18 protein-coding genes are annotated in these 21267 nt (G+C 73.1%); 7 read left to right on the top strand and 11 right to left on the bottom strand.

Annotated features, from left to right (window positions below):
• Positions 1–21: 21 nt before the first annotated feature.
• The gene (locus OG332_RS18915; RefSeq protein WP_327414591.1) at positions 22–669 is read right to left on the bottom strand and encodes a TetR family transcriptional regulator; all 648 of its coding nucleotides are present in this window, start codon (positions 667–669) and stop codon (positions 22–24) included.
• A 285-nt stretch (positions 670–954) separates the two neighbouring features.
• Between OG332_RS18915 and OG332_RS18910 the strand changes: the two genes are divergently transcribed.
• The 3 genes from OG332_RS18910 to OG332_RS18900 all read left to right on the top strand — a co-directional run bounded on the left by OG332_RS18910 (position 955) and on the right by OG332_RS18900 (position 5064).
• Positions 955–1746, top strand: a complete 792-nt coding sequence (locus OG332_RS18910) for a VOC family protein (RefSeq protein WP_327414590.1) — start codon at positions 955–957, stop codon at positions 1744–1746.
• Positions 1747–2113: 367 nt separating this feature from the next.
• Positions 2114–4498: a serine/threonine-protein kinase gene (locus OG332_RS18905; protein ID WP_327414589.1), complete on the top strand. Its 2385-nt coding sequence runs from the start codon at positions 2114–2116 to the stop codon at positions 4496–4498.
• 68 nt (positions 4499–4566) lie between these two features.
• Positions 4567–5064, top strand: coding sequence for a peptidylprolyl isomerase (locus OG332_RS18900; protein ID WP_327414588.1), 498 nt, complete (start codon positions 4567–4569; stop codon positions 5062–5064).
• A gap of 135 nt (positions 5065–5199) precedes the next feature.
• Here the strand turns inward: OG332_RS18900 and OG332_RS18895 are convergent, their stop codons facing one another.
• On the bottom strand, positions 5200–5670 hold the full coding sequence (locus OG332_RS18895; protein WP_327414587.1) for a hypothetical protein: 471 nt from the start codon (positions 5668–5670) through the stop codon (positions 5200–5202).
• 522 nt (positions 5671–6192) lie between these two features.
• On the opposite strand from OG332_RS18895, the gene OG332_RS18890 reads away from it, so the two are divergent.
• Entirely contained in the window at positions 6193–6687 is a 495-nt protein-coding gene (locus OG332_RS18890) for a hypothetical protein (protein ID WP_327414586.1), read from the top strand.
• A gap of 29 nt (positions 6688–6716) precedes the next feature.
• On the opposite strand, the gene OG332_RS18885 is transcribed toward OG332_RS18890, so the two are convergent.
• From OG332_RS18885 to OG332_RS18875, 3 genes are read right to left on the bottom strand one after another with little or no spacing between them, the layout of a single operon-like run.
• Complete coding sequence (locus OG332_RS18885; protein WP_327414585.1) at positions 6717–7493, bottom strand: enoyl-CoA hydratase/isomerase family protein; 777 nt, start codon at positions 7491–7493, stop codon at positions 6717–6719.
• A complete protein-coding gene (locus OG332_RS18880) occupies positions 7490–7939 on the bottom strand; it encodes a Zn-ribbon domain-containing OB-fold protein (RefSeq protein ID WP_327414584.1) in 450 nt (149 codons plus the stop codon). Before OG332_RS18880 ends, OG332_RS18885 begins: the two co-directional genes overlap by 4 nt.
• Before the next feature lie 3 nt (positions 7940–7942).
• Entirely contained in the window at positions 7943–9094 is a 1152-nt protein-coding gene (locus tag OG332_RS18875; protein ID WP_327414583.1) for a lipid-transfer protein, read from the bottom strand.
• Positions 9095–9188: 94 nt separating this feature from the next.
• Between OG332_RS18875 and OG332_RS18870 the strand changes: the two genes are divergently transcribed.
• Entirely contained in the window at positions 9189–10859 is a 1671-nt protein-coding gene (locus tag OG332_RS18870) for a FadD3 family acyl-CoA ligase (protein ID WP_327414582.1), read from the top strand.
• 163 nt (positions 10860–11022) lie between these two features.
• Here OG332_RS18870 and OG332_RS18865 read toward each other — a convergent pair whose 3' ends face one another.
• The 4 genes from OG332_RS18865 to OG332_RS18850 form a co-directional block, all read right to left on the bottom strand.
• Complete coding sequence (locus OG332_RS18865) at positions 11023–11850, bottom strand: LppU/SCO3897 family protein (protein ID WP_327414581.1); 828 nt, start codon at positions 11848–11850, stop codon at positions 11023–11025.
• A 96-nt stretch (positions 11851–11946) separates the two neighbouring features.
• Entirely contained in the window at positions 11947–12672 is a 726-nt protein-coding gene (locus tag OG332_RS18860) for a methyltransferase domain-containing protein (protein WP_327414580.1), read from the bottom strand.
• Positions 12673–12828: 156 nt separating this feature from the next.
• Positions 12829–13041 (bottom strand): hypothetical protein, encoded by a 213-nt coding sequence (locus OG332_RS18855; protein ID WP_327414579.1) that lies wholly within the window; start codon positions 13039–13041, stop codon positions 12829–12831.
• A gap of 172 nt (positions 13042–13213) precedes the next feature.
• The gene (locus tag OG332_RS18850; RefSeq protein ID WP_327414578.1) at positions 13214–16267 is read right to left on the bottom strand and encodes an AfsR/SARP family transcriptional regulator; all 3054 of its coding nucleotides are present in this window, start codon (positions 16265–16267) and stop codon (positions 13214–13216) included.
• Positions 16268–16399: 132 nt separating this feature from the next.
• Here OG332_RS18850 and OG332_RS18845 point away from each other — a divergent pair, with 132 nt between their 5' ends.
• The gene (locus OG332_RS18845; RefSeq protein WP_327414577.1) at positions 16400–17626 is read left to right on the top strand and encodes an amidohydrolase family protein; all 1227 of its coding nucleotides are present in this window, start codon (positions 16400–16402) and stop codon (positions 17624–17626) included.
• Positions 17627–17645: 19 nt separating this feature from the next.
• On the opposite strand, the gene OG332_RS18840 is transcribed toward OG332_RS18845, so the two are convergent.
• Complete coding sequence (locus OG332_RS18840; protein ID WP_327414576.1) at positions 17646–18887, bottom strand: MFS transporter; 1242 nt, start codon at positions 18885–18887, stop codon at positions 17646–17648.
• Between the two features lie 552 nt (positions 18888–19439).
• On the opposite strand from OG332_RS18840, the gene OG332_RS18835 reads away from it, so the two are divergent.
• The gene (locus tag OG332_RS18835; RefSeq protein WP_327414575.1) at positions 19440–20297 is read left to right on the top strand and encodes a hypothetical protein; all 858 of its coding nucleotides are present in this window, start codon (positions 19440–19442) and stop codon (positions 20295–20297) included.
• Here the strand turns inward: OG332_RS18835 and OG332_RS18830 are convergent.
• Complete coding sequence (locus tag OG332_RS18830; protein ID WP_327414574.1) at positions 20288–21181, bottom strand: hypothetical protein; 894 nt, start codon at positions 21179–21181, stop codon at positions 20288–20290. The genes OG332_RS18835 and OG332_RS18830 overlap by 10 nt on opposite strands.
• Positions 21182–21267 lie beyond the last annotated feature (86 nt).

The raw sequence follows: 21267 nt of genomic DNA, 5'->3' as shown, positions 1-21267 counted from the left end.
GACCCCGGAAGGGATCCGCCGTTACTTGGTGGGCTTCTTGCCCGTGATGCCGAGGTGGACGAGCAGCGCCAGGTTCGGCTTGAGCTCGGCCTGCTTGACGCCCCAGGTCTGGAAGCCCTTCTGGTGCGAGGCGACCGCGGCCAGCATCGCGACCAGCGAACCGGCCATGGCCGCGGGACTGACGTCCTTGTCGACCTTTCCCTTGGCCTGGAGCTCCTTCATCGACTCCGTCAGGGAGTTGGTGACCGAGTTCAGGATCTTCATGCGGATCTTGTAGAAGCGCTTGTCGCCCTCGGCCGCGCCGAGGTCGACGACCCGCAGGATCGCGTCGTTGCGGCGCCAGAACTCCAGGAAGCCCTCGACGAGTTCCTCGGCGGCGGCCCAACCGGACTTGCCGACCCAGGTCCGGCCCTCGACGAGCGACGTCAACTGCGCGCCCTCGGTGGCCATTTGTTCGGCGATCTCCAGGACGGCGCCCTCGACGTCCGGGAAGTACTGGTAGAAGGTCGCGGGGGAGGTGCCGGCCTTGCGGGCGACGTCGATCACCTTGACGTCGCGGTACGGCGAGGTGCTGAGCATCTCGCTGAGGCAGTCGAGCAGCTTCTGCCGCGTCGCCTGGCCGCGCCGGCCGGCGACACGCCCGTCGACGGTGCGTACTTGTCCTGTCATGCCGTCAGCTTACCGAGGGGTGATCGGCGCGCTATTCGGCCGCCTGCAAATGGGGTTACGGAGCCCCTGGCCTGGGCGGGAAGCGGTCCGCAGGGTCGCGGAGGCGGATTTCCGGCCGGGCGCGCCCCCGGTACGCCCCGTAGTCGCGGGCCGGGCGTGTCGCCCGGTTCCGCAAGATTTCCCCCGAATAGTCTTATCAACAGGCTGTGGACAAGTCTTCGGACGGACCATGGCTGAGAGAGGTGAGAGGGTACACACCCCCGCACAACGGAAGGAACCGGGCCCATGGCCGCATTCGCGGAAGGCGCACCCTGCTGGGTGGACGCCTCACTTCCGGACGTCGAGGCGGGCAAGCGCTTCTACGGCGAGCTGTTCGGGTGGACCTTCGCGGACAGCGCGGGAGCCGAGTACGGCCACTACACGCAGGCCTACAGCCGCGGCCGCAACGTCGCCGCCCTCGCCCCCAAACCGGACGGCCGGATGCCCACCGTCTGGGGCGTCTACCTCTACACCACCGACGCCTACGCCTGCGCCCAGCGCATCCGCGCCGCAGGCGGCCAGATGGTGATGGACCCGATGCCGGTGGGCCCCTACGGCACCGCCGCGATGGCCGCCGACCCCGGCGGGGCCGTCTTCGGCCTGTGGCAGCCCGGCACCCACTACGGCTTCGAGGCCCAGCAGGAGCCGTACACGTACTGCTGGTCCGAGGTCTACACGCGGGCCCGCGACGCCGTCGACGTCTTCTACGCCAAGGTCTTCGGCTACGTCCCGCAGGACCAGGACGACGCCGGCGTCGAGTACCGCATCTGGTCTCCGCCCGGCAGCGCGCCCGGCACGGACAGCGCCGTCCTCGGGCGCAGCCTGATCACCGACGCCTTCCCGGAGATCATGCCCGCGCACTTCCTCGTCTACTTCGCCGTCCCGGACTGCGACCAGTCCGTGGCCACGGCGCAGCGGCTCGGCGGCCGGGTCACCGCCGATCCCTTCGACACCCCCTACGGGCGGATCGCGGTCGTCGCCGACAATCAGGGGGCCGTCTTCGGGCTGCTCTCGGAACCCCGCACCAAGGCGGACTAGGTGTGTTGTCCGGGGCGCTCCCCGCAGAGCGCCGAACGGCATCCGGCGCGCCGGTTCCGCCGGCGCGCGCCCGGCCCCACCTCTCCCACAGGCCCCGGCCCCGCGCGAGCGGCGCAGCCAACCGGCCCTTGCCCCGGCCCGGCCCCGAACGGTCCCGAAACGGGCGCCGACCGGGTCCCGCAGGCCGTTCGCCGGGCAGATCACACCGCGCTGCTCGACGTGCCGGGGCCGGACCCGGCCCGGGCCTGACAGAATCGGGGTTGCGCGACCCGGGCGGCGCCCGGAGTGAGACGCTGCACGGGGCCCAGGGCCCCGTGCCGGTGGAAGCGGGCCCGGCGAGGGCCCGTACGGGGAGGTGTGGAGGCGAGTGGTGGAGCAGCTGACGCAGCACGACCCGAGACGGATCGGCCCCTTCGAGGTGCTGGGACGGCTCGGCGCCGGCGGCATGGGGCTGGTCTATCTCGCGCGGTCCGCGTCCGGACGGCGGGTCGCGATCAAGACGGTGCGGACCGAGCTCGCCGAGGACCAGCTGTTCCGGGTGCGCTTCACCCGCGAGGTGGAGGCGGCCCGCGCCGTGTCCGGCTTCTACACCGCGGCCGTGGTCGACGCCGACCCCCGCGCCGCCGTGCCGTGGCTGGCCACCGCGTACGTCCCGGCGCCCTCCCTGGAGGAGATCGTCAACGAGTGCGGGCCCATGCCCGCCCAGGCCGTACGGTGGCTCGCGGCCGGCATCGCCGAGGCCCTGCAGTCCATCCACCAGGCGGGCCTGGTCCACCGCGACCTGAAGCCGTCCAACGTGCTCGTCGTCGAGGACGGCCCGCGCGTGATCGACTTCGGCATCGCCAGCGGAGTCTCCAACACCCGCCTGACCATGACGAACGTCGCCGTCGGCACCCCCGCCTACATGTCGCCCGAGCAGGCGAAGGACTCCCGCAGCGTCAAGGGCGCCAGCGACGTCTTCTCGCTCGGCTCCACCCTCGTCTTCGCCGCCACCGGGCACCCGCCGTACCACGGGGCGAACCCGGTGGAGACGGTCTTCATGCTGCTGCGCGAGGGGCCCAACCTGGACGGGCTCCCCGAGGAGCTGCGGCCGCTGATCGACTCCTGCATGCAGATGGACGCCACGCAGCGGCCGACCCCGGCCGACCTGCAGGCGCAGCTCGCCCCGCACCTGTTCGACGGCGGCGACGACAGCGGCACCGCCTCGGCGTGGCTGCCCGCGCGGGCCGTGGCGATGATCGAGGCCCGGCGCGCGGGCAACCGTACGCCCGCCGCCGCGGTGCCCGCGCCCGTCCCCGGCCCCGGCGGCCCGGCCTCCGGGCCCGCCACGCACCGCCGCCCGCGCGGCGGCGCCGACCCGTGGGTGGACCCGCGTACCGGGCAGGCAGTACCGCAGCGCCCGCACCACCCGCCGATGTCCCCGGCGCCCTCGGGCGAGCCGGTGCGCCTGGGCGGCTCGCCGGTGCCGATCGGGCCCGGTCCGCGCGTGACCGCCGCGGCTCCGGCCGCGCACGCTTCCTCCGCCGACTCGGCGACCGGCTGGGTCCGCCCGCCCGGCGGGGCGGCGGCGGTCACCCCCTCCGCCGTGGCGGTACCGAGCCCGGGCCCGGCCCCGGACAGCGGCCGCTGGCGCCCGTGGCGCTTCCGCATGTCGAACGAGGTCTGGGGCACCCCGACCGTTGCCGGCAACCTGCTCTACGTCACCTCCTTCGAGGTCCACGCGCTGGACGTGGCGAGCGGCCGCCGCCAGTTCAAGACCCGCGACGTCGCCTGGTCCATGGCGGTCGCCGACGGGCGGATCCACGCCTCCGACGGCCCCTCCCTCTACGCGCTCGACGCCTCGGACGGCTCCGAGCGGTGGCGGCTGTCCGCCGACGCCTGGGTGTACGCGCTGCGCGCCGACCGCGGCACGGTCGTCACCGCCACGCGCGGCGGCGGGGTGCAGGGCTGGGAGGCCTCCAACGGCCAGAAGCTGTGGGAGCTGACCGGCGCGCAGAGCGACTTCGAGACCCCGGAGGCGGCTCCCGTCCTCCACGACGGCACCGTGTACGTGTGGCAGGACGCCCGGCTGCGCGCGCTGGACGCCCGCAGCGGCCGCGAGTCCTGGTCGTACCCGGTCGGCGACGCGGCCTCCTGCGGGAACGTCCCCGTGCGGGTCACCCCCGCCCCCGACGGCAACGTCTACATCACGGCCGGCACCCGGGTGCTCTCCGTGGACCGGGCCTCGGGCCGGGTCCGCTGGCACTTCGAGGCCCCCGCGGTCTTCCTGGCCGCCCCGGCCTTCGCGCCGGGCGCGGCCGTCACCGGCGGCGGGGTCTACCTCGCGGACTACCTGGGCACCGTCTACGCCCTCGACGCGGCCACCGGGCACGACCGCTGGCGGATCGCGACCGAGGCCCGGCAGTCCTCGGACCCGGTGCTGGTCGCGAACGGCAACGTGCACCTGGGCGCGGGCAGCGCGCTCTACACCCTCGACGCGGTCACCGGTACCCCGAAGTGGCGCTTCGCGGCGGGTGGCGAGATCACCGGCCTGCCGGCGGTCGCGGACGGCCGGGTGCACTTCGGCTCCGCCGACCACTGCCTCTACACCCTGGACGCGGCGGGCGGCCAGCTCCGCTGGAAGCTGGCCACGGGCGGCGAGATCACGGGCGCGCCGGTGGCGGAGGCGGGCGTGGTGTACGCGTGCAGCAAGGACCGCTGCGTGTACGCCCTGGACGCGGCGAAGGGCACGGGCACCCGTACGAGCGGTTGACCTGCCCGGAGGCGGGGCTGCGGCCCCGCCGGGTAGCGCACCGCACCGGGAGTGACAGGATGGACCCCATGAGCGACAACGTCTACTTCGACATCACCATCAACGGCGCGCCCGCGGGCCGCATCGTCTTCAACCTCTTCGACGAGGTCGTCCCGAAGACCGCGCGCAACTTCCGGGAGCTGTGCACCGGCCAGAACGGCTACGGCTACGCGGGCTCCGGCTTCCACCGCGTCATCCCCCAGTACATGCTGCAGGGCGGTGACTTCACCAACCACAACGGCACCGGCGGCAAGTCCATCTACGGCGAGAAGTTCGAGGACGAGAACTTCCAGCTGAAGCACGACCGCAAGTACCTGCTGTCGATGGCGAACGCCGGCCGCAACACCAACGGCTCGCAGTTCTTCATCACCACGGTCCTCACCCCGTGGCTCGACGGCAAGCACGTCGTCTTCGGCGAGGTCGTCTCGGGCCAGGAGCTCGTGGACCAGATCGAGGCCCTGGGCTCCCAGTCCGGCGCCCCCAAGGGCAAGGTCGAGATCGCGGCCTCCGGCGTCGTCGCCGCCTGATCCCACCCGCCTGCCCGGCCGGTCGGCCCCGCCCCCACCCGGGGGCCGGGGCCGCCGCCATGTCCACGCCGTTCGTGCCCGCTGCGGTGAGGTCCGTCACCCGCGCTGCGTGTGGTCCTGGGGCGGGGCTTGCGGCTACGGCTCCGGGGCGGTGGTCGTCGTCGGGGGGAGGGCGCGGGCCCGGCGGGCGGGGCGGCCGCGCATGACGGCGGCGCCCAGGAGGATCAGCGCGCCTGCGCCGAAGGCGTTGGCGACGCCGTCACCGAGGCCCTGGCCGTCGCCGCCCACCGAGAGGCTCCCGGCGGCCTGCCCCTGGCGGACCGTCCACAGGACGGCGAAGCCGAGGACGACGACCCCCGCCAGCGCCATGAGCAGCCGCGAGCGGAGCACGACGGCGGCCACCGCGAGGGCGGCGGCGAAGACGAAGGGGAGCACGAGCGAGCCCAGCAGGGCGGGCTTGTGATCGGTGATCCCGGCGGCGGTGAAGAGCTCCTGGACGCGGTAGTCGCGTCCGTGACGGCCGTCGTACCAGGCACGGAAGGGGCTCCAGACGGCGGCCGCCGCTCCGATCAGACCCATCAGCGAGCCGAGTACGTTGCGGAGCATGCCCGGCCCTTCGCGGTAGTGGTCTCGATCCCGACGCTACGCCCGGCTCCGGTGCCGCGCATACGGGGACGGCCGGACGGAGTCCGGCCCAGCGGCCCGAAGCCGCTGAGGCCCTCCGGGGCCGAGGGGTGCGAGGGGTGCGTTGAGGGGAGGTCGCTACGCCCGGCTCCGGTGCCGCGCATGCGGGGACGGCCGGACGGAGTCCGGCCCAGCGGCCCGAAGCCGCTGAGGCCCTCCGGGGCCGAGGGGTGCGAGGGGTGCGTTGAGGGGAGGTCGCTACGCCCGGCTCCGGTGCCGCGCATGCGGGGACGGCCGGACGGAGTCCGGTCCAGCGGCCCGAAGCCGCTGAGGCCCTCCGGGGCCGAGGGGTGCGAGGGGTGCGTTGAGGGGGGTCGCTGCGCCCGGCTCCGGTGCCGCGCATGCGGGGGCGGCCGGACGGAGCCGATCTCTCCCCGGCCCGTTACCGGCGCGGCGGCGCGCTGATAGCGTGGCCCGCCGTTGTCCAGGGGAGGAGTTCGGGCCATGGTGGCTGGACGTCGTATCAGGTTCACCGCGGTGCTCGTGGCCGTCGTCTTCGCGCTGACCGGGTTCTCGTCACACGGCGGAAGCAGCAGCAGCGGAAGCAGTGGCAAGAGCAAGGGCAAGAGCAGTAGCAGCGGGGGCGGCTGCTCCAGCTCCAAGAGCAAGAAGAAGAAGAGTCACGGCACCGGGAGCAGCAGCAGCAGCCCGACGCCCTCGGCGAGCCCGACGTCGCCGCCCGCGCGGGCCGTGCTCGTCGGTTGCGTCGCGGCGGACAAGAAGGGGGCCACCGTCCAGGTCACCTCCACCGTGGACGCCGAGCGCACCGTGCGGGTGCCGGTGACCTTCAGCGGTGCGAACGGTGCGGCCCTCGACGCCGGCTCCCTGAAGATCACGCTCAAGCCGCGCGAGAGCCGGACCGTCGTGGTCCCGATGACGGTCCCGGGCAAGGCCGCAGAGGTGAAGAACTGCCTGGTGGGCGCGGTGGAGCGGGCGTAGCCCGCACGCGCCCCGCCCCGCCCCGCGCCTCACCGCACCCGCGGCTCCGGCGCCCCGCGCCGCCCCGCGAACAGTTCGGCCTGCCGCTCCGGCGCCAGGTTCCCCAGCGCGATCAGCGCCGGGGCCTGGGCCAGGGCCTGCTGGAGCGCGGCCTGCTTCGCCGACCACAGGGCCCGTACGGTGCCCTGCACGGCCTCCGTCGGGAAGCCGGCCAGGGTCTCCGCCGCCCGCAGGGCCGCCGGGAGCAGCTCGGCGGGCGCGGTCAGCTCCGAGATGAGCCCGATCTCGTGGGCCCGGCGCGCGGAGAGCCGTTCGGCCGTGCCCATCAGGGACATCCGGGCGGCCTCGCCGAAGGGCATGCGCTGCGCCATGTAGACGGCCTCGTAGGCGCTGACCATCCCGTACGTCGTGTGCGGATCGAAGAACGTCGCCGTCTCGGAGGCGATCAGGAACTCCGCCTCGCCCAGCAGGTAGAAGGCCCCGCCGCAGGCCATGCCGTTGACGGCGGCGACGACCGGCTTCCACAGGTCGCCCGCCTTGGGGCCGATCGCGATGAGCGGATCGTCGGCCGAGTACGGGGATCCCGGCTGCGGCACGTCGACACCGCGGTCGATGCCGGTGCAGAAGGCGGCCGCCCCCGCCCCCGTGAGCACCACCGCCCGCACCTCGTCGGCGAACCGGAACTCCCTCCACACCGCGCTCAGTTCGTCCGCCGTCGCCAGGTCGATCGCATTGTGCCTGCGCTCCCGGTCCAGGGTGACGACCGCGACCCCGGTCGCCTTGTCCCGCTCCACCCGTACGGTCACGACTTCTCCAGGAGCCAGCGCGGCACGGCCATCCCGCCCGTCTCGGTGAAGACCACCTGGACCCGCGCGCCGATGCGCAGCCGGGCCGGGTCCATCGAGTCCAGCGGGGCGTCGGCCGAGGTCACCAGGTTCCCGGCGAGCCGGATGTGCGGGGCGTCGGCGAGCTCCACGAGGACCACGTTGTACGGGGCCTGCGCGGCGTAGGCGGGCAGCAGCGGCGGGTGCGGCCGGACGTACGACCAGATGCGGCCGCGGCCGCTCATCCGGCGCCACTCGCTGTCGAAGGACCTGCAGTGCGGGCAGCAGGGGCGGGGCGGGAAGCGCAGCCGGCCGCAGGCGGCGCAGGCCTGGATGCGGAGTTCGCCCCGTGCGGCGTACTCCCAGAAGGGGGCGCCGTCCTCGTCGGGGACCGGCAGGAGCAGCTCGTCTGCGGATGCGGCGGTCATCGGTCAGCTCCTCAGCAGGATCGCGGACGTCGGGACACCCTCGCCCGCCGTCACCAGGCAGGTCGCGGCGTCCGGCACCTGGGCGGTGGAGATGCCGCGCAGCTGCTTGACGCCCTCGTTGATCAGGTTGAAGCCGTGCACGTACGCCTCCGACAGGCCGCCGCCCCCGGTGTTGATCGGGAGCCGGCCGCCCGTCTCCAGGGCTCCGCCCTCGGTGAAGGCGGCGCCCTCGCCGCGCCCGCAGAAGCCGTAGCCCTCCAGCGAGAGGGGGATCAGCGGGGTGAAGGCGTCGTAGATCTGGGCGACGTCCACGTCCTGCGGCCCGAAGTCGGCCTGCTTCCACAGGTGGCGGGCGGCGGTCCAGGCGGGCCCGGAGAGCGGGTCGTCGTTCCAGTAGTTGACCATTCCGTGGTGCTGGGAGGGCAGGCCCTGGGCGACGGAGTGCACGTAGACGGGCTTCTGGCGGCAGTCCCGGGCCCGCTCGGCGGAGACGATCACGCAGGCCAGCGCCCCGTCGGTCTCCAGGCAGTTGTCGAAGAGGCAGAGCGGGTCGCTGATCATGCGGGAGGTCATGTACATCTCGCGGGTCAGCGGGCGCTCGTACATCATCGCGGCCGGGTTGGCGTTGGCCCGGTTGCGGCAGGCCATGGCCACGTTGAAGAGGTGGTCGCGGGTGGCGCCGTACTCGTGCATGTAGCGGCGGGCCAGCATGCCGATCTCGTCGGCGGGGCGCAGCAGCCCGAAGGGGCGGGTCCACTGGCCGGGGGTGGGCAGCTGGACGGCGGTGTTCTTCCAGGGGCGCGGGCCGGAGCCGCGTTTGCGGGAGCGCCAGGCGACGCCGACGGTGGCCTGGCCGGTCGCGATCGCCGAGGCCAGGTGGCCGACGGTGGCGCAGGAACCGCCGCCGCCGTAGCCGATCTTGGAGAAGAAGGTGACGTCGCCGGCGCCGATGGCCTTGGCGACCTCGACCTCGTCGGTCTCCTCCATGGTGTAGGAGGAGAAGGCGTCGACCTCGGAGGGATCGATGCCGGCGTCGGCGAGGGCGGCCAGGATCGCCCGGCAGGCCAGTTCCTTCTCGGACTGCGGCAGTTGTCTGGCAAAGGCGGTCTGCCCGATGCCCACTATCGCCGTAGCGTCCTTGAGCGTTGCCGCCATCGCCACCTCCGGGGTGCGCCAGTACTGACAGCCGCGAAGGCTACAGCTAATCTGACGGTTAGTCAGCTACTGGGTTCGCGGGAGGATGACACGCATGGGCGACGACGCACGCGGGGCCGTACGCGACGACGTGAGCGACGACGTGAGCGACGGCGTGAGCGACGGCGTACGCGCAGACCTGCGCTGGGGCAGCATCGCGGGGCTCGTCCGGACGGCAGCCGTACGGTACGCCGACCAGGAGGCCGTCGTCGACGGCCGCGTCCGCATCAGCTACGGGCAGCTCGGCGAACGCGTCGAGCGCGCCGCGGCCGCCTGCATCGCCGCCGGGGTCGAGCCCGGCGACCGGGTCGCCGTCTGGGCCCCCAACACCCTGGAGTGGATCGTCTCCGCGCTCGGCGCCGTCTCGGCGGGCGCGGTGCTGGTCCCCCTCAACACCCGTTTCAAGGGCGCGGAAGCGGCGTACGTCCTCCAGCGCAGCCGGGCGCGGCTGCTCTTCGTCACCGGCACCTTCCTGGGCACCTCCTACGTCGCCTCCCTGCGCCGGGCCGCGGGCGAGGGCCCCGGCACCGGGCCGCTGCGCGGGCTCCCGCACCTGGAGCAGGTCGTCGTCCTCGCCGAGGACGCACCCGAGTCCTTCCGCACCTGGAAGGATTTCCTGGCGGGCGGGGACCGCATACCGGCCGAAGCCGTGCGCGAACGCGCCGCCTCCATCACCTCCGACGCCCCCTCCGACATCATCTTCACCTCCGGCACCACCGGCAGTCCCAAGGGCGCCGTCATCACCCACGCCCAGTCCCTGCGCTGCTACGACGTGTGGTGCGAGCTCGCGGGACTGCGCGAGGGCGACCGCTACCTGATCGTGAACCCCTTCTTCCACACCTTCGGCTACAAGGCCGGGATCATCGCCTGCCTGATGCGCGGGGCCACGATGGTCCCGCAGCCCGTCTTCAACGTGGACACCGTCCTCGCCAACGTCGCCGCCGAGCGGATCTCCGTACTCCCCGGACCGCCCACCCTCCACCAGTCCCTCCTCGACCACCCCCAGCGCGACCACCACGACCTGTCCGCCCTGCGCCTGGTCGTCACCGGCGCGGCCGTGGTCCCGCTCCGGCTCGTCGAGCGGCTGCGCGGCGAGCTGCACATCGCCACCGTCCTCACCGCGTACGGGCTCTCCGAGGCCAGCGGCATCGTCACCATGTGCCGGCGGGGCGACCCCGCGGAGATCATCTCCGAGACCTCGGGGCGGGCCATCCCGGACACCGAGGTGATGATCGTGGACGCGGGCGGGACGCCGCGGCCGACGGGCGAGGCCGGCGAGATCGTGGTCCGCGGCTACCACGTCATGCAGGGCTACTTCGAGGACCCCGGCGAGAGCGCCAAGGCGATCACCCGGGACGGCTGGCTGCACACCGGAGACGTCGGGTTCAAGGACGCGCACGGCAACCTGCGCATCACCGACCGGATCAAGGACATGTTCATCGTCGGCGGCTTCAACGCCTACCCCGCCGAGATCGAGCAACTCCTCGGCCTGCACCCGGACATCGCGGACGTCGCCGTCGTCGGCGTCCCCGATCCCCGCCTCGGTGAGGTCGGCAAGGCGTACGCGGTCCGCCGACCCGGCTCCACGCTCACCGCCGACGACCTGATCGCCTGGTCCCGGCGGGAGATGGCCAACTACAAGGTGCCGCGCGCGGTGGAGTTCGTCTCCGAGCTGCCGCGCAACGCGAGCGGCAAGGTCCTCAAGCGCGAGCTGCGCGCCCGCTAGCGCTGTACGGGAGACGGATCGGTCACCGTACGCGAGCTGCACGAGTACGGCGAAGGGGCCGTCGTCCTGACCCGCCGCGTCGTCCGGGGCCTTTTGATCACCAAGCCGGTCGAGGAGTGGCAGAGGGTGGAGCCGCCCGCCCGCTGAACCCGCGGCCGCCGGCTCAGCGGGCGTACGAGCCGAGGCCGACCAGGCAGTACACGTACTGGTTGAGGACGGTGGCACCGCGCGTGTAGCGGTAGGAGAACGCGTACTGCGTCTTGGGGTTGGAGTTGCAGCGGTCCATGTCCGAGGTGCCGGGGATGCTCTCGATCACCTTGTAGTGCGCGTCGGACGCCGAGCAGGAGACCTCGTCCACGCCGCTGACGCTCTGCGGCGTCGTCGAGTCCGGCAACTGTCCGTTGAGGCAGGTGCCCCGGTCGAAGGGGCTCGGCTCCGGGGTGGGTTCCGCGGTGGGTTCCGGTGCGGGTTCCGGGCTGTACCCGGTGGGCGCGGGGTTCGGGGCGGTGGTGGGTTCGGCCGTCCACGGCGTGGAGGACGGCGCCGACCACGCGCTGGACGAGTAGGTCGGGGTCGGGGAGGCGGCGTTCTTGCCGTCGTTGTCGTCCCCGTCGTTCACCGCGATGAAGGCGACGACCACCACGGCGGCGACCAGGAACGCGGCGATGCACCCGCGGCCGTTCGCCATGGGGGACGGGCCGGACCGCGGCACGCCCGCACCCGCACCCGCGCCGGCGGTTGCGCTGGCGGCGCCGGTCGCGAATGCGGCTCCCGCTCCGGCTGCGGTTCCCGCTCCCGCTCCCGCTGCGGCCCCCGAGACGCGGATGCGCAGCAGTAACTCCTGGTCCCCGACACGGGCCCGTACGAGATCGCCGTTCCGGCAGGACGGGATGCGCAGCCGGGCCGGTCCGTTCGCCAGCAGAACGGGGAGGACGACACCGTGGGCGGCCTGCTGAGGGGTGATCGTGATGGGCATTTCCTGCGACGACACCGGCTGCTCCAAAGGGTGAGGGTGGTGCGGAAGCAAGCTGCCTGACGAACCCTCATCGATTGTGTCCCGTGCACCGGTGGTGACGCAGTGATTCCGCTAGGTACGCCGGGCCAGTACCAGCCGCCAGCGGGGAGCGCCCCCGGCCTGCCGCCCGAAGTGATCCAGCGGCACGGTCTCCACGGTGAAGCCGGCCGCCTCCAGGTCGCGGCGGACCCCGCTGAGCGGGAAGGTCCGGTAGTACATGACGAAGGACGGCCGCCACACCGCGTTGCGCACCCGCATCGCGGCGTCGAAGCCCGCCGCGGTCCACCACACCGGGGAGCTCGGCGGGATCGGGGCGCCGATCGGGAAGGCGAACACCCCGCCGGGGCGCAGCGCGCGGTGCACCCCGGAGAAGAGGGCGGGCCGCTCGGCCGGGAGGAAGTGGCCGAAGGCCCCGAAGCTGACCGCCAGGTCGTACGTGTCCGCGAGCACGGGCGGCAGCGCCCGTGCGTCGGCCCGTACGAAGTCCACGCGCTCGTCCGGGTGGGCGCGTCCGGCCTCGGCCAGCATGCCGGCGCTGAGGTCCACCCCGGTCACCCGGTCCCGGCACAGCCTCCGCAGCATGCCGATCGCGGCGCCGGTGCCGCAGCAGACGTCGAGCCCGGCGCCGAAGGAACCCTCCCGCTGGGCGAGGGTCTCCTCCACGGCGTCGAGCATGCGGTCAGGGGTGCGGAAGGGCGTCTGGTCGAACTTCGGCGCGAGCAGGTCGTAGCCGCGCTCGATCGAGGAGAGGCCCTGCACGGCGAGTTCGCGGACGCTCGGTCCGTGGGAGGAGAACACGCTCCCAGCCTATGCCGCGAGCCGGAGCCCCGGTGCGGACCCGGACGCAGACGTGCGGCGGTCGCGGTGGCTCCCCCTCCGGGCCACCGCGACCGCCGTTCCCCCGTTGAATCCCCCGTACGTCTTGCGTTCCTGCGTCGTGCCGTGTGCGTGGTGTTACGGGCGCGGACCGGACGCGTGGTTGTCCATGGTCTGGATCTCCTCGGCCGGCGTCGCCGGGGCCGGCACGGGAGCCGGAGTCGGCTCGAGCGGCTTGATCTCGATGCCCGAGGCGTGGTTGTCCAGAGTCTCGACGTCGACGCCCGGGGCGTGGTTGTCGAGCGACTTGCTGTCACCGTCGGCCGGCAGGATGTTCTCGTTCGTCGTCATCGGTTCTCCTGGTGGATGGGTAGGGCCCGCTCGGCGATTCCCCCGATGACCGCCGAGCGGGTGGTCCTCCAACCGACCCGGATGCCCCCCGACGCGCCGGGTCGATGCACCTATCGTGCCGAGCGGCGATAAACGAACGATGAACGGCTCGTTCAACGGGGATCGTCGCAGGTCAGGCTGCGATCTCCGAGGCTAGCAGGGCCTGCACCTCGGCCAGTTCGGTGGACCCAAGCTGCCGGAAGACGGCCTCCGCGTCGCGCCAGCACGCCCGCGCCCGGTCCGTCTGCCCCAGCCGCCGCAGCGCCTTGCCCAGCACCGTCAGCACGGTCGCCCGGCGCCATTCCCCGCCGATGCCGCGCAGCGCGATCGCCTGCTCGGCGTGCGAGGCGGCCAGGGTGGGCCGGCGCGCAGCCAGGTGGGCGACGGCGAGCCGGAAGTGGGTCACGCCCTCCCACAGCGGCTGCCGGTTCTCGTGGAACAGGGACAGCGCCTCGGTGAGCTGGGTGAGGGCCTCGCCGAGGCGGCCGGCCTGGGTGAGCGCGATGCCCAGCGCGTAGCGGCCGTTGGCCAGGCGCAGGGTCAGGCCCATCCGGTCGTAGATGGCGATGCCCTGCTGGGCGAGGTCTATGGCGCTGGAGAGGCGGCCCAGCTCCACGTGGATGCGGGACAGGTTGCACAGGGCGCTGGCCTCGCCGACGTTGTTGGCGTCGGCGCGGAAGTTCTCGATGGCCTCCAGCAGGTACCGCTCGCCGTCCGCGTGCCGCCCTTCGTACAGGGCGATGATCCCGCGGTCGTTGGGCGCCCAGCAGCTGGGCAGCGGGTCGCCGGCTTCGCGGGCGAGCACGGTGGCCTGGCGGGCCTCGTCGTCGGCCGCGGTGAACCGGCCGGCGACCAGGTGGACGTTGGTGAGGGTGGTGCGGGCGCGGCCCTCCGCGTACGGGTCCTTGGCGGCCTGGCCGGCGTCGCGCAGGGCGACGGCTGCCGACTCGTACTGCTTGGAGTTGGCCCCGGACTCGGCGAGGTCCTTGGCCGCCCACAGCAGGTCCACGGCCCGCCGCAGGACCAGCGTCTCGCCGCCCCGTGCGGCTGCCTGCCGTACGCACGCCAGCAGCGGGTCGGCCTCGGCGTACAGCCAGTCCAGGGCGGCGCGCGGCTCGGCGAAGACCAGCCCGGGGTAGTGGGTGTCGGAGAGGTGGGCCGGCAGCCGGTCGCCGGGGCGTTCCAGGGCGTACACCCCGGAGGCGGTGGCCAGGTAGAAGTCCAGCAGCCGGTCCAGGGCCGCCTCGCGCCCGCCCGGGGGCTGCTCGTCGCGCTCGGCGCAGGCACGCGCGTAGAGGCGTACGAGGTCGTGGAAGCGGTAGCGGCCGGGGGCGGCGGATTCGAGCAGGGAGCAGTCGACCAAGGTTTCGAGGAGGTCCTCGGTGTCGTACTCGGGGAGGTCGAGGACGGCGGCGGCCGCCGAGAGGGAGATGTCGGGGCCGTCGGCGAGGCCGAGGAGGCGGAAGGCGCGCTGCTGAGCGGGTTCCAGCTGGCCGTAGCCGAGCTCGAAGGTGGCTTTGACGGCGAGGTCGCCGGCCTGGAGCTCGTCGAGGCGGCGGCGCTCGTCGCCCAGCTTGGCGGCGAGGACGGAGACGGTCCAGGTGCGGCGGGCGGCGAGCCGGGAGGCGGCGATGCGGATGGCCAGCGGCAGGAAGCCGCAGGCGCCGACGACGTCGAGGGCGGCCTGGCGTTCGGCGCGCACGCGCTCCTCGCCGACGATCCGGGTGAAGAGCTGGAGGGCCTCCTCGGGGCTCATCACGTCGAGGTCGACGAGATGGGCCCCGGCGAGGCCCGCCATGCGGACCCGGCTGGTGACGAGGGCGGCGCAGCCGGCGGTGCCGGGCAGCAGCGGGCGGACCTGGGCGGCGTCGCGGGCGTTGTCGAGCAGGACCAGGACGCGGCGGCCGTCGAGGGTGGAGCGGTAGAGCGCGGCCCGGTCGGCGGGGGAGTCGGGAATGGCGGTGTCGGGGGTGCCGAGCGCGCGCAGGAAGGAGCCGAGGACGGCTTCCGGCTCCGCGGGGCGGGCCTCGGTGCCCTGGAGGTCGACGTAGAGCTGTCCGTCGGGGAAGTGCGGGCGGGCGGCGTGGGCGACGTGCACGGCGAGGGTGGTCTTGCCGACGCCGCCGATGCCGGCGAGCGCGGAGACGGCCATGACCTGGTCCTGGGCGCCGCCGGACAGGATGGCGCCGAGCTCGTCGACGAAGCTGGATCGGCCGGTGAAGTCGGGCACGGTCGCGGGCAACTGGGCGGGCCACACGTGGACGGTCGCGGCGGCCGGGGCCGGGTCTTCCGCGCGGGCGAGATCGGCGTCGGCGGACAGGATGCGCTGCTGGAGCGCGGCGAGTTCGGGGCGCGGGTCGACGCCGAGTTCGTCGGCGAGGAGGCGGCGGGTGTCGGCGTAGACGGCGAGGGCCTCGGCCTGCCGGCCGCTGCGGTAGAGCGCGAGCATGAGCAGCTCGCGCAGGCGTTCCTGCAGCGGGTGGGCGGCGGTGAGGGCGGTGAGCTCGGAGACGGCCTCGGCGTGGTGGCCGACCTCCAGGTCGAGGTCGAGGCGGGTCTCCAGCAGCTGGAGGCGCCATTCGGCGAGCCGGGTGCGCTCGGTCTCGGCGTGCGGGCCGGGGACCCCGGCGAGGGGCTCGCCCTCCCACAGGTCGAGGGCGCGGGCCAGGAGCGTGCGGGCGAGGGAGCGGTCCCCGGCGGCGCGGGCGCTGTCGGCGTCGGCGGCGAGGCTGCGGGCGATGCCGAGGTCGAGGGTGGCGGCGGAGCGCAGCCGGATGGCGTAGCCGCCGGACTCGGTGACGAGCAGCCCGGGAGCGACGACCTTGCGCAGGCGGGAGGCGTACGTGCGGATGGTGGCGAGGGCCTGCTGCGGCGGGTCCTCGCCCCAGATGGCGTCGATGAGCTCGGGCGCGGTGGCGGTGCGGCCGTCGCGCAGCAGCAGGACGGCGAGCAGGGCGCGCTGCTGGGGGGTGCCGGAGGGCAGGAGCTCGGCGCCGCGCCAGGCGCGGACGGGGCCGAGGACGGCGAAGCGGGACTCGGCCGGGGCGGCGGCCGTGGCGGGGGCGGCGGAGGTGGCGGCCGGGGCGGGGTCCGGGGTCGGGGCCGGGGCCGGGTGTTTGGACGTGCTGGTGGGCCGGGCTCCCTCGGGATGCTTCCGCGGGTGCGGGATGGCCGGTACGCCGTCCATCTGTCGTCCCCCTGCCTTCCGTTCGGTGTAAGGGTCAGTCTGCCCTGTCTTGCGCGTACACGTCAGCCCGTCCATGGCCGATCACGGACCAACTAGCTGACGGTTCGTCAGATCAGCGCTACCGTATGAGCCATGGAGACCTTCCCGAAGATCATCTCGGTGGACGACCACACGGTTGAGCCCCCCCACGTCTGGCGGGACCGGCTCCCGTCCAAGTACCAGGACACCGGCCCCCGCGTCGTCCGCGCCCCCTTGAAGGAAATGACCTTCCTCGGCGGCAGGTTCGCCCCCGTCATGGGAGCCAGGGGCGACGACGGCCCGATCGGCGACTGGTGGGTGTACGAGGACCTGCACCGGCCGCTCACCCGCCTCGACACGGCCGTCGGGTACGACCGCGACGAGATCAAACTGGAAGTCATCACCTACGAGCAGATGCGCCCGGGGTCCTTCTCGGTTCCCGACCGCCTCGCCGACATGGACGTCAACCACGTCCAGTCCGCCCTGTGCTTCCCGACCTTCCCCCGCTTCTGCGGCCAGACCTTCACCGAGGCCAAGGACCGTGAGCTGGGACTGCTCGGCGTACGGGCCTACAACGACTGGATGGTCGAGGAATGGTGCGGCCCCGACGCGCGCGGCCGCCTCATCCCCCTCACCCTGATCCCGCTCTGGGACGCCCGCCTGGCCGCCGCGGAGGTCCGCCGCAACGCGGCGCGCGGCGTGCGCGCGGTCGCCTTCTCGGAGATACCCCCGCACCTGGGCCTCCCGTCCATCCACACGGACGACTGGGACCCCTTCCTGGAGGCGTGCAACGAGACCGGCACGGTCATCGCCATGCACATCGGCTCCTCCTCCCGCATGCCGTCCACGTCCGCGGACGCCCCGCCGGCGGTCGGCTCCACCATCACCTTCGCCAACTGCTGCTTCTCGATGGTCGACTGGCTGATGAGCGGCAAGTTCGAGCGCTTCCCCCACCTGAAGATCATGTACGCGGAGGGCCAGATCGGCTGGATCCCGTACATCCTCGAACGGGCGGACGTGGTCTGGGAGGAGAACCGGGGCTGGGGCGGAGTCGCGGACAAGGTGCTGCGCCCGCCGTCGGAGCTCTTCGCGGAGCACGTCTTCGGCTGCTTCTTCGACGACGCCTTCGGCCTGAAGAACCTCAACTCGATCGGCGTCGGCAACGTCCTCTACGAGACGGACTACCCGCACTCCGACTCGACCTGGCCGAAGTCCCGCGAGGTCGGCGAGGCGCAGATGGGCCACCTGGCACCGGACGTGGTGGACCGCATCGTGCGCGGTAACGCGATCGACCTGCTGGGGCTCACGGCGGACGGCCTGTGGGCGGGACCGGGGGCGTAACCCCGGGACCGACCGGCCATCAGGACCGACCGGCCGCGCGGCGCGCACCGTCGCCGCGCGGCTCCGTCCCCTCTCCCGGCCGCGCTGTCACGAGCAGCAGTGCCACGGCCAGGCCCGCCACCGTGAGCACCGGCAGCAGCACCCGTACGTCCACGAGGGCCACCAGTCCGGCCCCCAGCGCCAGGGCCAGCGCATTCGGTACGAAGACCAGGGTGTTGGCCGTGGCGGCCGCGCGGCCCAGGACGGCGTTCGGGACCTCGCGCTGCACCGCGGTCAGTGCGGCGACCAGCACGCACGGCAGCCCCGCGCCGATCGCCGCACTGCCCGCCAGCGCCGCCGCGTCGTACGGCAGCGCCCTGGCCCCGACGCCCAGCGCGAACACGGCCGCTCCCGCGGCCGTGAACACCCGCTCCGGCAACCATCGCAGGAGCGGGCCCGCCGCGAGGCCGCTCAGGACGGAACCGGCGCCCTGCACCGCGTACAGCACCCCCACGTAGGTGGGCGCGTGCCCCAGCACGCCGTCGGCGACCGCGTAGATCACCGCGCCGTTCAGACCCGCCAGGAACATCACCGCGGCGCCGGCCAGCACCAGGGGCCGCAGCACGGGTGAGCCCCACAGCTGCCGCCCGCCCTCCAGCAGCTGCGCGAAACCACCGGGTCCCGTGATCCGCTCCGGCTTCTCCTCGCGGACCCGCAGCAGGGCGAAGATCCCCGCCGCCAGCGCGAACGTCACCGCGTCGAGCAGTGCCACCGACGCTCCGCCGCAGCGGACGAACAGGCCCGCGCCCAGCAGCGGCGCGAGCAGCTTCACGCCCTCGTTCGCCGTCATCCGCAGCCCGTTGAAGTCACCGAGCAGCCGGCCGTCGACGGCCTGCGGCACCAGGGCCGCCTCCGCCGCGTCGTGGAGGGTGCCGCAGACCCCGTACACCAGCAGGACGGCGAACAGCAGCCACACCCGGTCCGCCGAATCGAGCAGGAGCAGTACGGGCAGCACCGCGGCCATCACGAGGCCGGCGCCGACCAGCACCGGCCGCCGCGGCAGCCGGTCCGCGAGCGCCCCCAGCGCCGGCCCGGCCAGCACCGGCGCCCACAGGGCGAACACCGTCAGCGCCGCGAGGGCATCCGACCCGGTCAGCGACTTCACCCAGATCCCGGCCACCAGCCACATCGCGCTCGTGCCGAACCCCGAGACCACCACCCCGGCGAGATACAGCCCCGCGTCGCGGTCCCGCAGGACCCGTCCCGTTCCCCAACTGCTCATCGGACCAGCGTCCGTCTGAGGAGGGGGTGCCGGGATCGGGCAACCTCCCTATTTCCCGTGACCCGTAGAGGGAGGAGGCTCCCCCGCGCGGCGGGGTCGTGCTGCCGCGCGATCGGCGGAGGGTGCCCGTTCGCGGAGGCTGGGTCCAGGCGGGAACGCCTGGACCGCCCACGCCAGGTTCCGTCGAGCCGTTGGCGAATTCTCCGCCGAGAAGGATCGGCGTGAGACCGAAGCTCGGCAGGTCGATTTCGGGCCCGTGCGGATCGATCCTCTGACGGTGACGCACTGCCCTTGCTGCCACCAAAGGGTGGCCCCGGGATTCTTTCCGGTGCAGCGTACTGGCCTGGCTGCGGCTGCGGCTGCGGCTGCGGTGGCGAGACGGTGATCGATGAGGGCGACTGAGCGCTGGTTGGGATGGGATCCGAAGGGGGACGACCACGTCCGGACGGGGCGGACCGTCCTGCACGCGCGGGGATAGTTCCCAGTGCTGACGGGCAGGTCGTGTCTGGGAGCCTCTGCTGCTACGGTCATCCGTTCGCCGAGGAGGTCATGATGGCTGTTTCCCTGCCTGTCTCTGCCCGAGTGGACCTGCGCCGTCAGCCGGTCGAAGACGTGCTGGAGCGTGTGGAGGGGGCCCTGCACGTGCGATTGGATCGGCAGGCGCTCGTACGTAAGCGCCGTTCCTTGGGTGGCCGAACGGAGCGGGATACGTGGGTGCGTATCGAGCGGCGGGGATTCGAGCGGATCGGCCCGCAGGGCTGGAACGGGACCGAGGCCGCTGCCGTGCTGCAAGGGGTCGCGATGCCCGAGTGGTACCAGGGCGTGGCGTGGCGCGAGCCGGGCGAGCCGGTTATGTGGCGCGCGGACGAGCTGGAGCTGCTTGCGTCGCCGTCTGTCGCCAAGGGCGCCCTGGTACTCGAAGACCCGGGCCTGCCGGATGCGTGGTGGGCGGAGCTGAAGGCTTCGCTGGACGCCCTCGGGGACCAGCAGACGCCGCGGATCGCGACGCCGGACACGGTGACGATCACCCAGGAGCAAGTGACGCAGACACTCCGTGAGGTCTTCCCCGGCCTTGCCGATACGCGCATCGAGCGGTGGGCGCCGGCTCATGCGGATCTGACCTGGGCCAACGTGATGGGACCGGAGTTCTCCATCATCGACTGGGAGGACTGGGGCATGGCGCCCCGGGGCCTGGACGCCGCAACGCTGTGGGGCAACGCGCTGGCCGTCCCGGCGCTCGCGGACCGCGTCCGCCAGGAGCGGCGTGCGGACTTGGAGAGCCGGGACGGCAAGCTGATGTCGCTGTTCTTCCTGTCGAAGATCGTCGGACCCCACGCGTACGAGGGGGATCCGCTGTTGGTGCCGGCCCGGAATGAGGCCGAGCGCCTGGTGGCTGAGCTTCAGCTCTGACGGTGCCCATGCAGGGCGCGCAGGTACTGACTGACGGCGGTGGTGTTCACATCCGCGCCCAGGGCCTGGACCAGCTCGGCCAGGTGACCGGGGTTGTCGGTGCCGGCGGCCACCGCGGCAGCACTCGGCAGGTGGAACGCCGTACGGAATGCTGCCTGCACGCGGGACAAGCCATCGTGGGGCGGTCGAAGGAAGGGGCGAGGGTCGAAGTCCTCCCAGACCTTCCCGTTGCCACCCCCGAGGGGGCTCATGCCCCAGGTCTCGCCCGGCTGCCAGACGCTGCGCAGGACGGCGGTGGTATTCGAGGAGGTCGATGCCCACGAGGAACCCGGCCCGGACCATGAGGACGTCCGGAGACGGCAGGTCGTCCACCCCGACCATGCCGAGCGGCCGGGTGTCCCAGGAAGACACACCCCATGTGCGGCACAGGCCCTCGCGGGCCGCGTCGGCCAGGGCGGTGCAAGCGCTGCCGAGGAGGGCGTGGCCATCGGCCGCACCAGCTCACGGGCCCACCACTGGAGCGCGCGGCAGGTGGCTTCCATGGCCGGGTCGAAGAAGTCGACCTCGTCCAGAACGATGGTGCAGCCCTCGCGCATCAGCGCGCCGACACGGTGCATGTCGGCCATGGGGATGGCTTGTCCCCGCCGAGTGACGGAGGGGTGGATGTAGCGGCCGGGGTGCAGTTCGGCGCCGTCCTGGAAGATGCGGAACTGGGGGGTGGTGACGCTGCGGCGCATCACCAGGTCCAGCAATTTCTTGGGGTTGAGCAGGCGATCGAGCAGATCGAGGTCCTCGATCGTTCCCCGGGCGAAAGCGGCTCCGAGTCCCCTGGGGCCGTCCCAGCCGAGGGCTTTCTCCATCGCGGTGACGAAGTGGTGGTCCACGTGTTCCTCCGGTCTGAGTCATGGGCGTGAGGCCGGGGGCCCGCCGTGGTTGACGAGCCCCCGGTTGGTGCTGTGGCGTGCTGGTG

This window comes from Streptomyces sp. NBC_01233, assembly GCF_035989305.1.
GTDB lineage: Bacteria > Actinomycetota > Actinomycetes > Streptomycetales > Streptomycetaceae > Streptomyces.
This window is presented reverse-complemented; position numbering and strand designations above follow the sequence as displayed.

Excerpts from the sequence above, each read along its gene's own strand:
- OG332_RS18900 (WP_327414588.1), top strand. The coding sequence starts at position 4,567 with ATGAGCGACAACGTCTACTTCGACATCACCATCAACGGCGCGCCCGCG.
- OG332_RS18915 (WP_327414591.1), bottom strand. The coding sequence starts at position 669 with ATGACAGGACAAGTACGCACCGTCGACGGGCGTGTCGCCGGCCGGCGC.
- OG332_RS18870 (WP_327414582.1), top strand. The coding sequence starts at position 9,189 with ATGGGCGACGACGCACGCGGGGCCGTACGCGACGACGTGAGCGACGAC.
- OG332_RS18880 (WP_327414584.1), bottom strand. The coding sequence starts at position 7,939 with ATGACCGCCGCATCCGCAGACGAGCTGCTCCTGCCGGTCCCCGACGAG.
- OG332_RS18895 (WP_327414587.1), bottom strand. The coding sequence starts at position 5,670 with ATGCTCCGCAACGTACTCGGCTCGCTGATGGGTCTGATCGGAGCGGCG.
- OG332_RS18875 (WP_327414583.1), bottom strand. The coding sequence starts at position 9,094 with ATGGCGGCAACGCTCAAGGACGCTACGGCGATAGTGGGCATCGGGCAG.
- OG332_RS18890 (WP_327414586.1), top strand. The coding sequence starts at position 6,193 with ATGGTGGCTGGACGTCGTATCAGGTTCACCGCGGTGCTCGTGGCCGTC.
- OG332_RS18840 (WP_327414576.1), bottom strand. The coding sequence starts at position 18,887 with ATGAGCAGTTGGGGAACGGGACGGGTCCTGCGGGACCGCGACGCGGGG.
- OG332_RS18855 (WP_327414579.1), bottom strand. The coding sequence starts at position 13,041 with ATGACGACGAACGAGAACATCCTGCCGGCCGACGGTGACAGCAAGTCG.
- OG332_RS18850 (WP_327414578.1), bottom strand. The coding sequence starts at position 16,267 with ATGGACGGCGTACCGGCCATCCCGCACCCGCGGAAGCATCCCGAGGGA.
- OG332_RS18835 (WP_327414575.1), top strand. The coding sequence starts at position 19,440 with ATGGCTGTTTCCCTGCCTGTCTCTGCCCGAGTGGACCTGCGCCGTCAG.
- OG332_RS18845 (WP_327414577.1), top strand. The coding sequence starts at position 16,400 with ATGGAGACCTTCCCGAAGATCATCTCGGTGGACGACCACACGGTTGAG.
- OG332_RS18910 (WP_327414590.1), top strand. The coding sequence starts at position 955 with ATGGCCGCATTCGCGGAAGGCGCACCCTGCTGGGTGGACGCCTCACTT.